This is a genomic window from Roseibium sp. (assembly GCF_965232425.1).
Taxonomy (GTDB): Bacteria; Pseudomonadota; Alphaproteobacteria; order Rhizobiales; family Stappiaceae; genus Roseibium.
Genome location: NZ_OZ246971.1, coordinates 2,947,501 through 2,961,520, shown reverse-complemented (window position 1 = coordinate 2,961,520; position 14,020 = coordinate 2,947,501). Strand labels below are relative to the sequence as shown.

The 14,020-nt window shown below is 58.1% G+C and carries 9 protein-coding genes, 1 tRNA gene and 2 rRNA genes; 4 read left to right on the top strand and 8 right to left on the bottom strand.

Annotated features, from left to right (window positions below; genetic code table 11):
- Positions 1-136 precede the first annotated feature (136 nt).
- Both ACO08A_RS13630 and ACO08A_RS13625 read left to right on the top strand, forming a co-directional pair.
- Positions 137-2,980 (top strand): FAD-binding and (Fe-S)-binding domain-containing protein, encoded by a 2,844-nt coding sequence (locus ACO08A_RS13630; protein WP_422041758.1) that lies wholly within the window; start codon positions 137-139, stop codon positions 2,978-2,980.
- 9 nt (positions 2,981-2,989) lie between these two features.
- A complete protein-coding gene (locus ACO08A_RS13625) occupies positions 2,990-3,679 on the top strand; it encodes a GntR family transcriptional regulator (protein ID WP_422041552.1) in 690 nt (229 codons plus the stop codon).
- A 95-nt stretch (positions 3,680-3,774) separates the two neighbouring features.
- Here the strand turns inward: ACO08A_RS13625 and ACO08A_RS13620 are convergent, their stop codons facing one another.
- From ACO08A_RS13620 to ACO08A_RS13600, 5 genes are all read right to left on the bottom strand, one after another.
- Positions 3,775-4,860, bottom strand: coding sequence for an Ldh family oxidoreductase (locus ACO08A_RS13620; protein WP_422041551.1), 1,086 nt, complete (start codon positions 4,858-4,860; stop codon positions 3,775-3,777).
- Positions 4,844-5,710 (bottom strand): ABC transporter permease, encoded by an 867-nt coding sequence (locus ACO08A_RS13615; protein ID WP_422041550.1) that lies wholly within the window; start codon positions 5,708-5,710, stop codon positions 4,844-4,846. Before ACO08A_RS13615 ends, ACO08A_RS13620 begins: the two co-directional genes overlap by 17 nt.
- On the bottom strand, positions 5,707-6,504 hold the full coding sequence (locus tag ACO08A_RS13610) for an ABC transporter ATP-binding protein (protein ID WP_421980651.1): 798 nt from the start codon (positions 6,502-6,504) through the stop codon (positions 5,707-5,709). The genes ACO08A_RS13615 and ACO08A_RS13610 overlap by 4 nt, the downstream gene beginning before the upstream one ends.
- Positions 6,505-6,512: 8 nt before the next feature.
- Positions 6,513-7,538 carry an ABC transporter substrate-binding protein gene (locus tag ACO08A_RS13605; protein ID WP_420334355.1) on the bottom strand — a complete coding sequence of 342 codons (1,026 nt, stop codon included), beginning with the start codon at positions 7,536-7,538 and terminating at the stop codon, positions 6,513-6,515.
- Between the two features lie 66 nt (positions 7,539-7,604).
- Positions 7,605-8,531 carry a fumarylacetoacetate hydrolase family protein gene (locus ACO08A_RS13600; RefSeq protein WP_422041549.1) on the bottom strand — a complete coding sequence of 309 codons (927 nt, stop codon included), beginning with the start codon at positions 8,529-8,531 and terminating at the stop codon, positions 7,605-7,607.
- 136 nt (positions 8,532-8,667) lie between these two features.
- Here ACO08A_RS13600 and ACO08A_RS13595 point away from each other — a divergent pair, with 136 nt between their 5' ends.
- A complete protein-coding gene (locus ACO08A_RS13595; RefSeq protein ID WP_422041548.1) occupies positions 8,668-9,363 on the top strand; it encodes a FadR/GntR family transcriptional regulator in 696 nt (231 codons plus the stop codon).
- Positions 9,364-9,497: 134 nt separating this feature from the next.
- The gene (locus tag ACO08A_RS13590) at positions 9,498-10,181 is read left to right on the top strand and encodes a fumarylacetoacetate hydrolase family protein (protein WP_422041547.1); all 684 of its coding nucleotides are present in this window, start codon (positions 9,498-9,500) and stop codon (positions 10,179-10,181) included.
- A 478-nt stretch (positions 10,182-10,659) separates the two neighbouring features.
- Here the strand turns inward: ACO08A_RS13590 and ACO08A_RS13585 are convergent.
- From ACO08A_RS13585 to ACO08A_RS13575, 3 genes are all read right to left on the bottom strand, one after another.
- Positions 10,660-10,736: transfer RNA gene (locus ACO08A_RS13585), tRNA-Met, on the bottom strand.
- Between the two features lie 206 nt (positions 10,737-10,942).
- Positions 10,943-11,057: ribosomal RNA gene (rrf, locus tag ACO08A_RS13580) — 5S ribosomal RNA — on the bottom strand.
- Between the two features lie 59 nt (positions 11,058-11,116).
- Positions 11,117-13,838: ribosomal RNA gene (locus ACO08A_RS13575) — 23S ribosomal RNA — on the bottom strand.
- Between the last annotated feature and the right edge of the window lie 182 nt (positions 13,839-14,020).

Here is a 14,020-nt window from a genome sequence, read left to right as displayed (position 1 = left end):
GTGCGCCACAGAATGACATTGAAGTTGTGAATATGCAATTTTTAATTCATAATTCATTTTCTGAGTTGGCAAGCCGAGGATCCCGCCGTTGAACGACATTGCGCGTGAACTTTCAAAAAGGGTGTCGGGCGATCTGATGTTCGATCCGTTCTCGCGCGGCCGCTACGCGACGGACGCATCGATCTATCAGATGATGCCGGTGGGCGTGCTGGCGCCGAGATCCGAAAACGACATCCTGGCGGCGATTGACTGCGCGCGCGATCAAGGCATCCCGATCCTGGCCCGCGGCAGCGGCACGTCCCAGTGCGGGCAGACCGTCAACGAAGCTCTGGTTCTGGACAACACCGAATATTTCAACGACATTCTCGAACTCGACATCGCCAACAGGCGTTGTGTCGTGCGCCCGGGCATCGTGCTCGATGAACTGAACCGGGTGCTCAAACCGCATGGGCTTTGGTTCCCGGTCGATGTCTCTACCGCGTCGCGCGCGACCATTGGCGGGATGGCGGGGAACAACTCCTGCGGCGGGAAATCCATCCGATACGGCATGATGCGGGACAATGTCCTGTCGATCGACGCGATCCTGGCTGATGGCAGCAAACACAGGTTCGGGACGGGTCTAGCCGAGCAGAATGCGGTCTATCAGGCGCTTTCCCATGATCTTGCGGCGATCGGCCAGAGGGAAGCGGCGGAAATTGCTGCCCGGTTCCCCAATGTCATGCGCCGCGTGGGTGGCTATAACATCGACGCACTGACTTCCGGACCCGACACCCAGAACCTCGCGCATCTTCTTGTCGGCTCGGAAGGCACGCTTGCCTACACCACCGCGATCGAGCTGAAGCTCTCCCCGCTTCAGGACGGCAAGGCCCTGGGTGTGTGTCACTTCCCGACCTTCCATCAGGCAATGGATGCCGCACAGCATCTGGTGACGCTTGATCCCGAGGGCGTTGAGTTGGTCGATCACACGATGATCGCGCTGGCCCGCGACATTCCGCTTTTTGCCAGGACAATCGAGAATTTTGTAACCGGCACGCCGGAGGCTTTGCTTCTGGTGGAATTCACGCGAACCAACGGGGAGCAAAAGTTAAGAGACCTCGACCAGATGATGGGCGACCTCGGGTACTCCTGGACCGGGACCGGCAAGGCCTGGGGCGGCGTCACCGCGGTGACGGATGCAGGCCTGCAGGGACAGATCGCTGAACTGCGCAAATCCGGCCTCAACATAATGATGTCCATGAAGACCGCCGGGAAGCCCGTATCGTTTGTCGAGGATTGTGCGGTCGAACTGCCTGACCTTGCCGCTTACACGGCCGGGCTCACGGAGATTTTTGAACGTCACGGCACCACAGGTACATGGTACGCACATGCGTCCGTCGGGTGTCTGCACGTGCGCCCGGTGCTGAATTTGAAGCTGGACAATGACGTCGCCACGATGCGCGCGATTGCCGAAGAGTGCTTTGATCTTGTCGCCCGCTACAAGGGGTCGCATTCAGGTGAGCATGGTGACGGCATCGTCCGCTCGGAATTTCATGAAAAGATGTTTGGCTCTCGGATGGTTGCGACCTTTGAGGAGGTGAAGAACCGCTTCGACCCGATCGGCGTGTTCAATCCCGGCAAAATCGTCAATCCGCCGAAGATGGATGACCGCAGGCTGTTTCGCTATGGACCGGACTACCGGACCTCATCCCTGACCACCGAACTGGATTGGTCCGAGTGGCCGGGGAAAGACGGCGGATTTCAGGGCGCGGTTGAAATGTGCAACAACAATGGAGCCTGCCGCAAACTGAAGGGGGGCGTCATGTGCCCATCATTTCGGGTGACGCGCAAGGAAAAGGACCTGACCCGCGGCCGCGCCAATACCCTCCGTCTTGCGATCTCCGGGCAGCTGGGGCCGGACGCACTGGCATCCGACGAGATGGCAGATGCAATGAAGCTTTGCGTGTCCTGCAAGGGCTGCAAGCGCGAGTGTCCGACAGGTGTGGACATGGCGCGGATGAAGATCGAGGTGCTTTCCGCCCGCACCAAGACGCATGGCCTGAGCCTTCATGATCGGCTTGTTGGCTACATGCCGAGATACGCTCCCTGGGCAGCGAAGTTGCCCTTTCTCATGAACCTGCGGGACAAGGTGCCCGGATTGGCCAAAGCCACCGAACGATTGACGGGTTTCACAGCGAAACGCCCCTTGCCCAGATGGGACGGCAAACCGTTCAAGGACACCGAGGTCAGCGCGACATCCGCACCGGACGTGGTCTTGTTTGCCGACAGTTTCAACCGCTATTTCGAGCCTGAAAACCTGCGCGCGGCAGTCCGGGTTCTGAACGCCACGGGCAGTTCGGTTGATGTGGTAAAACCTTCCGGCAATGGCCGTCCGTTGTGTTGTGGCCGTACGTTTCTGTCGGTCGGATTGGTTGATCAGGCGCGGCAGGAGGCCAAACGGCTTGTCGATGCGCTTATGCCATATGCAGAACGTGGCGTTCCCATCATCGGCCTGGAACCAAGCTGCCTCTTGACCCTTCGCGACGAGATACCGGTTCTGTTGCCCGGAGAAGACAGCGCAAGGATCGCCAAGCTGGCACTGATGCTCGAGGAGTTCATTGCCGATCAAAAGGACAATCCGCAGTTCACGTCGCACCTTCGATCTCCGGCGGCCGAGGTCACTTTGCACGGGCATTGCCACCAGAAGGCAATGGGGGTCATGCCGGCAATCGAACGAACGCTGGCACTCTTGCCGGACACCAAAGTTACCAAGATCGAGAGCAGCTGCTGTGGCATGGCAGGCGCATTCGGCTACGGTGCGGACACCTATGACACGTCGATAAAGATGGCCGAACTGGACGTTCTTCCCGCTGCGCGCGCCGCGTCCGGCGATGCCGTTATCGTGGCCGATGGCACGTCCTGTCGCCACCAGATCGCAGACAACACCGATCGCAATCCGATGCACGTAGCCCAACTTCTCGACTTGGCACTGAAACGAGTGTAAACGCTGCAAATGACTGATCTATCCGCGAACATGATAATCGAACGAAGGTCGCTTCATCTTGAATTGGTGGAGCGTCTGCGTCCTTTGATCATTGAAGGCCAAATGGCCCCGGACAAAAAAGTCCCTGAAAAGGCCCTTTGCGAACAGTTCAGTGTCTCACGGACCCCCTTGCGCGAAGCGCTGAAGGTCTTGGCCGCAGAGGGTTTGGTGCGCTTGGAACCAAATCGCGGAGCGTGGGTCACCGCGATCACGATCGAAGAGGTCGAAGAGGTCTTTCCGGTGCTCGCCGTTCTTGAGGGCCTGTCGGGGGAGCTGGCCTGCGAAAAGATTTCTGATGAGGAAATTGCCAGGATCCGCTCGCTTCACGACGCGATGATACAAAGCTATCGTGACAGGGACCTGGCCGCGTATTTCAAATTCAACCAGGAAATCCATCTCGGCATACTTTCCGCGGCAAGAAACGAGACGCTGGCCAACTCCAGCATGGCATTGTCAGCACGCATGCTGCGCGCACGATATGCGGCCAACATGTCTGACGAGCGCTGGGGCGAAGCCGTGGACGAACACAATGAAATTATTCGGGCGCTGGAAGCGCGCGATGGCAAGAAGCTTGCGGCAATCCTGATTGTTCACATGAAAAACAAGCAAAGCTCGGTGATGCGCTGGCTCCAGAACGCACCCGACGATAAGGGCGTCTGAGGCACACTGGTCTGAGTGCGCGTTCAACTTGCCGCTGTCGGAGGAACACCCCTCGCATCGCTTCTCACGCGGACGGGCCTCACCCAGTCGCGTTGTCAGCCTTTTGCGGGTTCATCCGGAAACGGTGCTTCTAGTCCGCAATCAGCAGCAAGCACATTCAGGTCGCGCCGCAGAGCGGGGTTCAGGGCAAGGCCGCTGGATCGGCGTGCATCGGCCGACGCCGTCTTTCCATCACCCGGCAAACGCACAGGGTCATGACCCGGCAGGGGTTCCGAGGCCCGCATCTCGTCAAAGACCCGGCTGGAGGCACTCGCAAAACCGTCCCCAATTCCGAAGGCTGCGGGGTCAAGTGCCATGACAAACAGCCCGGTGTTGGTGGAAGACGTCGTGTCGTTCGTGAAGTCGACGACGTCTGACCCGAAGGCTGCCCCATTGAGGACACCTGCCATAAGGCCGATAGCAACCGACAAACCAAATCCCTTCGGGCCGCCAATCGGCAGGAGGAAGCCCTCTGATTTCCGGGTCGGATCGGTGAGCGGTTTACCGTCCCGTCCAACCATCCAGCCTTCCGGCATCTCCTTGCCCTGTTGCAGAAGCGTTTTTATCTTTCCCATCGCTGCAACGGTGGTGGCCATGTCGAATACGAAAGGATCGGCACCGGCCGCGGGCGCGGAGAACGCAATCGGGTTGGTCCCCAGAAGAAGGTCGGTTCCTCCGTATGGAGGAACGTGGTTTGCGCTTCCGACTGCCGCCGCCATGCCAAGCAGACCAGCTTCGGCCTGTGGCCTCACGTAGAGCGCCAGGGGGCCGGCATGATTGCCGCGGCGGACGCCAACCCAGCCGATCCCGGCCGCACGTGCCTTTTCGATGGCAAGATCACGCGCCGCGGACATTGCAAGATGACCGAGCCCGTCGTCCCCGTCGATCACGCCCGTGGCAATCGTTTCATGTGCCACGGTCACCGACGGGGTCGGGTTGCAGCCGCCGCCGTCCAAACGTGCCAGGTACTGCCGCAGGCGGAAAACACCGTGTGTGCCATAGCCGAAGATGTCCGCTTCCACCATGAGCGTGGCGACCTTGACGGCATCATCACGCGGGACGCCCTTCGACTGCAGCGCCGCCGAAACGAAATCGCGCAGGCGCTGCACCGGTATGGTGGATGGGTCAGTGATCGTGTGCACCTACGGATTCCTTCTGCCAGAAGACGATCCTGCGCTGCGTCCATTGCACGATAAGGTACAGCGCCAACCCGACGAGGCTCAGATACAGGATCAGCGAGAACACCCGAGGTGTGTTGAGCTGGGAGGCCGCGACCCTGATCAGTTCACCAAAGCCCTTGCCGCCGCCCAGGAATTCGCCGGTAATCGCACCGGCCATGACGCCGACGGCGCCGATCTTGAGGCCCGTGAAGATCTGCGGCAGCCCGGTGGGAAGCTTCATCTTGATCAATGTCTGCATCCGGCTTGCGCCCATGGTCTTGAAGAGCATGCGGGCATTCTCGTCTGCCGAGTGCAGGCCCGCCGCCGTCCCGACCACGATCGGGAAGGTGGCGATAAACGCTGCCAGAGCCACCTTGGATTCGATGCCGAAGCCCAGCCAGGCAACAAACAGGGGCGCAAAGGCGACTTTCGGCATGGTGTCGATCGCGACCAGGTAGGGCATGACAGCCTTTTCCCCGAACGCCGTTTCGCCGACGAGGACGCCGAGCGAGAAGCCGATGGCGATGGCAAGCGCGAAGCCGTAGATCACTTCCTTGACCGTGATCCAAAGCGCCCCAAGCATGTAGCCACCGCTCAGGAGATTGCTCCCGACAAAAATCATGTCGCTGAATGTCTCCCACGGCGTGGGCAGAATGATCGGCGAAACGAGCCCCAGGCGCGTCACCAGATCCCACGTGCCGATGAAAACCACGAACACGAATGTCATGGCGATCGAACGGGGCACGGAATCGATGAAGGCGACTTCCTGTGTCCAGACGGTATCGTCCGCTGCCCCGGTCTCCAGCCGTTGATTGGTGGGCGCATCAGTCACATGTTTTCTCCCTTGTCCAACATGCTGCGAATGTGATCCACGATTTCGCCAAATCTGGGTGTCGTCATCATATCGAGCGTGCGCGGCCGGGGCAGATCGACGTGGACGATCTCCGCAATTCGGCCTGGGCGGGGTTTCATCACGACAATCTCATCCGACAGTATCACAGCTTCCTGGATGGAATGCGTGACAAGAAAGGCCGTTGCGTCCTGCTCACGGCAAATTCTCTGCAATTCCATATTCATCATGTCGCGCGACAACTCGTCGAGTGCACTGAACGGCTCGTCCAAAAGCAGAACCGCCGGTTCGGTAATCAGCATCCGGCAGATCGACGCGCGTTGCGCCATGCCGCCGGACAGTTCATTGGGATAAACGTTTTCGAACCCTTTCAACCCGACAATGTCGAGAAGATCATGCGCCTTTGCTCTCGCCTGCTTGGCGGCCGCCTTGCCGTCACGGATCTCGATCGGCAGCACGATGTTCTCGACGGCAGTCTTCCAGGGGAAGAGCGTGGCCTGCTGGAACATCATTCCGATGTCCCGACGCGGGCCTGTAACAGGCTTGTCCTGAAGGATCACGCGGCCTTTCGTGGGCGGAATGAGCCCTGCCATGATCTTTAGCAGGGTCGATTTCCCGCAGCCGCTTGATCCGATGACCGACGTGAAGCTCCCGTGACGGAGGGTGAGGTCCACGTTCTCCAGCGCGACCACCGCGTTGCGCGCGTAGGTCTTGCTGACATTGGTCAGTTCGTAAACCGGCGCGTCAGATGAAGCGCCGGAGTTTTCATGTGCCAACGAGGCGTTCATTTGTCGACGGCCGCACTTCCGAGTTCAGCGAACTCATTGGTCCAGATCGCATTCAGATCGTCGAGAGGCCCGGAGATCTCTCCGCCGGCGACAAGAGCGTCCTGCCACTCGCCCCAGACTTCCTCCGGATACCAGCCGAGATGCGGCGTGTCGCCGGCCGCGATCGTCTTGGAACGAACCGCGTCGAACAGTGCCGACTGGAACTCCTTGTCTTCGCCTTCCTGCGGATTGCCTGCGGCAAGGTGGGCAAGGACGGCATCGCGATTGGCGTCGTCGAGCGCAAAGGCATGGCCCTTGGCAAAGGCACGGCTCCAGGCTTCGACAAGGTCCCGGTCGTTTGCGATCGTATCGGCCATTGTGGCGATGCCGTTGCCGAAGAACCGGCCGAACTCGGCGGGCGTTATGTCACGCACCTTCATGCCGCGCTGATTGAGAATGGCCGTATCCGCGGTAGACGCAGAGTAGGCGTCAATCTCGCCGTTCAGAAACGCCGCGGTTGCCGGACCGCCGTCACCAACGGTGAGGAACTCAAAGTCAGTGCCTTCGACCATTCCGGCACCTGTCAGCACGTTGCGGGCAAAGCCGACTTCCGCGCCGTCTGCCGTACCGGTCCCGATAACCTTGCCGCGCAGGTCCTCGACAGACTGATAGTCGGAGCCTTCCTGGACTGCGATGCCAAAGTTGCTCCGTGCGGCGACGTTATAGATGTGCACCGCATCCACGCCGCGCGAGCGCGCCGCGATGAGCGGACCGGGGCCCGGGCGGCCGAAATGCGCTTGTCCTGCCGACAACGCCTGCAGCACCGCGCCTGAACCGTTGATGGCTTCGACAGTCACGTTCAAGCCCTCGTCTTCGAAGAAACCTTCGCCGATGGCGACAAAAACCGGAAACGAGTTGATGGCAGACGGGCTCGGCTGCACAAAAGTGATATCGCGCAGGCCTTGTGCAAAGGCACCCTTTGCAGCCAATCCGGCGACGGGCACCGCCGCCAGCAACGATGTGAATGTTCTACGGTTCATCATACGCTAATTCCTCCCTTCGCGTTCTTTCCAATCCCCCTCGTCCAACCGGCGTCTTCGGAAGATCGCTTATACGGCGCGCACCGGATTCGTGAGCGTGCCGATCCCTGAGATATTGCAAGTGACGGTGTCGCCATCCTTTAGAAAACTCGGCGGGTCCATGGCGTATCCCACCCCCGCCGGCGTCCCGGTGGCGATGATGTCGCCTGGCTCCAGCGTCATGCCTTCCGACAACGAGGCGATGAGTGTCTCGATATCGAAAATCATGTCCGCGGTGTTGCCGTTCTGCCGGATCTCACCATTCACGGTCAGCGAAATCGGCAATGCATGCGGATCATCAATGGCGTCCGCGGTCACGATCCACGGACCCATGGGGCAGGACCCGTCAAAGGCCTTTCCCTTGAAATTCTGCCCGCCATGGCGGCGCTGCACGTCCCGGGCGGAAATGTCATTCAAAATGGTGTAGCCGAAGACATGTTTCATTGCGTCCGCCTTGGCGATATTGCGCCCGGGCGTGCCGATGATCACGGCCAGCTCGACTTCGTAGTCGGTCTGCTTCGAAACGCTCGGAAAGGTCAGCACATCACCACCGGGGCCGACGATGGACGTCGGCGGTTTGGTGAAGAAAACCGGGTACTCGGTTACCCCGACCTGTTGCTTTTGCGCCCGGTCCCCTTCGGTGATGTGTTCGGCATAGTTGCGCCCGACACATAGAACGTTCTTGCGGATGTTGGGGATCGGTGCCAGCAGCTCCGCGCCTTCCGGCAGAATTGCCGCGTCAAGGACACCGGTTTCAGCGTCGACCACGAGGCTGCGTACGACATCGAGCGTCTCCGGCGGTCCTGCAATCAGATTGAGCATTGAATTCGCCTTCAATGCCTCCGCAGCAGGGTCCGTCAGGTGGTGCGCAGCCTTGGACAGGTTCAAAAGACGGTCGTCATTCAGGACGGCCGCACAGATATTCTCCCCACCGGCTGACACTGTGGCTAGACGCACGATCGTCTCCTCCCGACACTGGTTTTTTTCGCAGCAGAGTGTCGCAATTTTCTGCGATCTCTTGCTAACCTTGCTGACAAGAGTTGAATGACTCTCGCTCTAATTCAATCAACCAATCAGCAAATTGGGTGGCGATATGAACGAGACAGCCGAACTATCACAAAGACTGCGTGACTTGATCGACAGCGCCGGATATCGGTTGAACGACCGCATCCTGCCCGAGCGCGAGCTGTGCAAACGTCTGGACACGACGCGCAACCAATTGCGCAAGGCGCTGGCCGATCTGGAGGCGCAGGGACTGATCTGGCGGCACGTCGGACGCGGCACATTTGTCGGCTCAAGGCCCGTCTTGAACCTTCAGGATGTCACCTACCTTCGCGACCAGATTAAGCCGGAACAGGTGGTTACGGTCCGCTACAATATCGAGCCCGAGCTCGCACGGCTCGCGGCAATGAATGCGAGCAAATCTGATTGTAAACAAATGAAAATTTGCGCTGAGAAGTGCCGCGAAGCAAAAGACTGGCGCGCTTATGAAGCGTGGGACAACAAGTTGCACCACGTCATCGCGCGCAGCACGCGCAATCAGCTTTACCTGTATTTCTTCGAAACTCTGAACTCGGTGCGCCGCTCAATTGTCTGGGGTCAACCGCGCGATACGCGCAAGCCCGTGCCCGGCTATACCAGCTTCATAGAACACGATGCGATCGTGCGCGCGATCACCGCCGGAAATGGCGAGCTGGCCATGCAGATGATGCAGCAGCACCTGCGCTCGGTGTATTCACGGATGATGCCGGAAGTCGTTTTGGGCGAGATGGGAACCCAACCAATCTGAGAAATGGTTGACCCAAACGCGTTGCCAACACGTTTATTTTTTGCGCATTCGGTCCAAGTCATAAAGCGAGCGGTCCCAAATCGGTATCGCAAGTCTGCGGGCCCAAACACAACAGACCGCAAGCGAGGAAAACGATGTCTGAGCATGTTATCGAGACACCAAGGGTGCACACCATTCCCACGAGCGACGGGGGGGCTTTTCCGGTTCGCCGTGTTTACTGCATCGGCAGGAACTTTGCAGCGCATGCTGTTGAAATGGGACACGATCCAAACCGCGAACCGCCTTTCTTTTTTCAGAAGAATCCCAACAATCTCGATGCTTCGGGCGAATTTCCCTACCCCCCTCACACCTCCGACGTGCACCACGAGGTCGAACTCCTCGTCGGCCTGAAGAGCGGCGGCACGAACATCGCCCTGTCCGATGCGCTTGACCATGTCTGGGGCTACGGGGTGTCGCTGGACATGACACGGCGAGACCTTCAGGGCGAGATGAAGAAGATGGGACGCCCATGGGAAATAGGCAAAGCCTTCGAGCGGTCCGGGCCGGTGGGCCCGTTGCATCCGGTGTCCGATGTCGGTCACCCAGACCAGGGTCGGATTGCACTGACGGTCAATGGCGACCTGCGGCAAGAAGGTGATTTGAACCAGATGATCTGGAAAGTACCGGAAATGATCTCCTATCTCTCCGAATATTTCGAACTCGCGGCGGGAGATGTGATCATGGCGGGGACCCCGTCGGGTGTAAATGCCGTCAAGCCAGGCGATACCATGGAAGCAAGCATCGAATCCGTCGGCACACTGTCCGTCAAGGTCGTCTGAAGCAGGGAGCGGGTCCGGCGCGGGTGGTTTGAGCCTGCCCGGACCAACCGATTGCCGGATGATGACACGCCCATACAGCTTGAAAAGCGCCCATCAGATCCGCCCTGGGCGACTCGGGACGTCCAGAAGGGCGTATGCTCCGGTACTCTCGGAGCCTCTAATGTTGCGTTTCGGCACGAGGCGGTTGCCTTAGGGTAGCGCGCGCCACAATTGGCGCAGGGACCGGTTCCTGGCGGGGTTGGTTGCTCCACCCGCCTTTGAACCGGTCAGCCCGTTTTACGCTGGAGTTTGTCGGGTGCAAACATGAAAAAAGCCCACATGCGATTGCCATGCGGGCTGTTTTGTTGGTTTTGTTGGCAGGATTTGGAGTTTTTTGCCCTTCTGCGTCGGACTTTGTCCTCCTTGAGGGGGCCCCGTCAGGTCAAAATCGACGACCCCAAACCAACAAAAAAGCCGCCCTGTTGGGCGGCTGTTTTGTTGGTTGCGGGAGCAGGATTTGAACCTGCGACCTTCAGGTTATGAGCCTGACGAGCTACCGGGCTGCTCCATCCCGCGTTGTTTTTTGGTGCACGGGAACCTGGGTTTCCGGCGCGGGCTTGTGCTTGCCCGGTGATTTTAGTTTTGCGCGTCCTTGATCCTGGCGGATCTGCGGGCGTCGCGGGGCTGCTCCTGGTGCCGGCACCTTCGCGTTTTTTTGTTGGGTGCTGGTTTGGGCGTTGCCCGAAGGGTTTCATCGTTGAGTTTCAAACTGCGTTTAGCAGGCCTGGCGGCGACCTACTCTCCCACACCTTAAGATGCAGTACCATTGGCGCTGGGGAGTTTCACGGCCGAGTTCGGGATGGGATCGGGTGGGGGCTCCCCGCTGAGGCCACCAGGCCGGCGAAGCGCAGTTTGTCGTGAACTGGTCTATTTCAGATAAGCATTGATTAATGAGAGCGATCAAGCCGAACGAGCTATTAGTAAAGCTAAGCTTCATGTGTTGCCACACTTCCACACGCTTCCTATCGACGTGGTGGTCTTCCACGGCTCTTCAGGGAGAACTGGTTTTGAGGTGGGTTTCCCGCTTAGATGCTTTCAGCGGTTATCCCTTCCGTACATAGCTACCCTGCAATGCGGCTGGCGCCACAACAGGTCCACCAGAGGTACGTCCATCCCGGTCCTCTCGTACTAGGGACAGATCCTCTCAATTCTCCTACACCCACGGCAGATAGGGACCGAACTGTCTCGCGACGTTCTGAACCCAACTCACGTACCACTTTAATTGGCGAACAGCCAAACCCTTGGGACCTGCTCCAGCCCCAGGATGTGATGAGTCGACATCGAGGTGCCAAACAATGCCGTCGATATGGACTCTTGGGCATCATCAGCCTGTTATCCCCGGCGTACCTTTTATCCGTTGAGCGATGGCCCTTCCACGAGGGACCACCGGATCACTATGGCCGACTTTCGTCTCTGCTCGACTTGTCAGTCTCGCAGTCAGGCAGGCTTATGCCATTGCACTCAACGAGCGATTTCCGACCGCTCTGAGCCCACCTTCGCGCGCCTCCGTTACCATTTGGGAGGCGACCGCCCCAGTCAAACTACCCGCCACACACGGTCCCGGATATTGTTGTACCGCGGTTAGATATCCATGACGACAAGGGTGGTATTTCAAGGGTGACTCCACCTCAGCTGGCGCCAAGGCTTCAACGTCTACCACCTATCCTACACATGTCGTGACGAATACCAGTGTGAAGCTGTAGTAAAGGTGCACGGGGTCTTTCCGTCTGACCGCAGGAACCCCGCATCTTCACGGGGAATTCAATTTCACTGAGTCTATGCTGGAGACAGCGGGGAAGTCGTTACGCCATTCGTGCAGGTCGGAACTTACCCGACAAGGAATTTCGCTACCTTAGGACCGTTATAGTTACGGCCGCCGTTTACTGGGGCTTCAATTCGGTGCTTGCACACCTCCTCTTAACCTTCCAGCACCGGGCAGGCGTCAGACCCTATACGTCGCCTTGCGGCTTCGCAGAGCCCTGTGTTTTTGATAAACAGTCGCCACCCCCTGGTCTGTGCCACCCCAATCCGGTTGCCCGAACTGAGGTCTCCCTTCTCGCGAACTTACGGGAGCATTTTGCCGAGTTCCTTCAGCATAGTTCTCTCAAGCGCCTTGGTATGCTCTACCAGTCCACCTGTGTCGGTTTCGGGTACGGTTTATAAGGTGGAGCTATTTCCTGGAACACATTCGCTGCACCCCCAATCCAATAAGGAGATACAACACACTGCATCCGTCACTACCACCAAGCTGCAGAATATTAACTGCATTCCCATCGACTACGCCTTTCGGCCTCGCCTTAGGGGCCGGCTAACCCTGCGCCGATTAGCGTTGCGCAGGAACCCTTGGACTTTCGGCGAGCGGGTCTCTCACCCGCTTTATCGTTACTCATGTCAGCATTCGCACTTCTGATATCTCCAGGACCCCTCACAGGTATCCCTTCGCAGACTTACAGAACGCTCCGCTACCGCGCATCAAAGATGCACCCGCAGTTTCGGTGTATGGCTTGAGCCCCGGTACATTTTCGGCGCGGGACCCCTTATTTAGACCAGTGAGCTGTTACGCTTTCTTTAAATGATGGCTGCTTCTAAGCCAACATCCTGGTTGTTTTGGGAGTCCTACATCCTTTCCCACTTAGCCATAACTTAGGGACCTTAACTGGCGGTCAGGGTTGTTTCCCTCTCCACAATGGACGTTAGCACCCACTGTGTGTCTGCCGGATAGTACTTCTCGGTATTCGGAGTTTGGTTAGGATCAGTAAGGCGGTAAGCCCCCATAGCCCATCCAGTGCTCTACCCCCGAGAGTATTCATCCGACGCTCTACCTAAATAGATTTCGCGGAGAACCAGCTATTTCCGAGTTTGATTGGCCTTTCACCCCTAGCCACAGCTCATCCCCGACTTTTTCAACAGGCGTGGGTTCGGTCCTCCAGTGCGTGTTACCGCACCTTCAACCTGGCCATGGCTAGATCACTCGGTTTCGGGTCTAATCCAACGAACTGAACGCCCTGTTCAGACTCGCTTTCGCTGCGCCTACACCTATCGGCTTAAGCTTGCTCGTTAAATTAAGTCGCTGACCCATTATACAAAAGGTACGCTGTCAGGCACAAAGCCCTCCAACTGTTTGTAGGCATCCGGTTTCAGGGTCTGTTTCACTCCCCTCGTCGGGGTGCTTTTCACCTTTCCCTCACGGTACTTGTTCGCTATCGGTCGACAAGGAGTACTTAGGCTTGGAGGGTGGTCCCCCCACGTTCAGACAGGATTTCACGTGTCCCGCCCTACTCAAGGACTATATCTCTTTCTACCCGTAAGGGGCTGTCACCCACTAAGGCCCGACTTTCCAGACGGTTCCGGTTCTTAAAATATAGCCACTGGCCTGGTCCGCGTTCGCTCGCCACTACTAGCGGAGTCTCGGTTGATGTCCTTTCCTCCGGGTACTTAGATGTTTCAGTTCCCCGGGTTTGCTCCCTTTCGGGTACTCCATACGGAGTGGGTTCCCCCATTCGGAAATTCACGGATCAAAGCTTATTCGCAGCTCCCCATGACTTATCGCAGCGTATCACGTCCTTCATCGCCTCTTGTCGCCAAGGCATCCACCGAATGCCCTTAAGACACTTGATCACTCTCATTATCAATGCTCATCTTTTTTCGCGCCAAAGGCGCAAAAAAGATGATCTTTATTTGCACTATCGCCTTCGGCTACTTGAGTGCGTTAAACACCCAAACAACCTCAGAGAAGGTCATGCAAACGATCATCATTGGCCTGCCATCCACAAGCAAAACAACCCGGGTACCTTTTACAC

Coding starts and splice junctions, on each gene's coding strand:
- ACO08A_RS13630 (WP_422041758.1), top strand. CDS start 137: ATGTTCGATCCGTTCTCGCGCGGCCGCTACGCGACGGACGCATCGATC.
- ACO08A_RS13605 (WP_420334355.1), bottom strand. CDS start 7,538: ATGATGAACCGTAGAACATTCACATCGTTGCTGGCGGCGGTGCCCGTC.
- ACO08A_RS13590 (WP_422041547.1), top strand. CDS start 9,498: ATGTCTGAGCATGTTATCGAGACACCAAGGGTGCACACCATTCCCACG.
- ACO08A_RS13625 (WP_422041552.1), top strand. CDS start 2,990: ATGACTGATCTATCCGCGAACATGATAATCGAACGAAGGTCGCTTCAT.
- ACO08A_RS13595 (WP_422041548.1), top strand. CDS start 8,668: ATGAACGAGACAGCCGAACTATCACAAAGACTGCGTGACTTGATCGAC.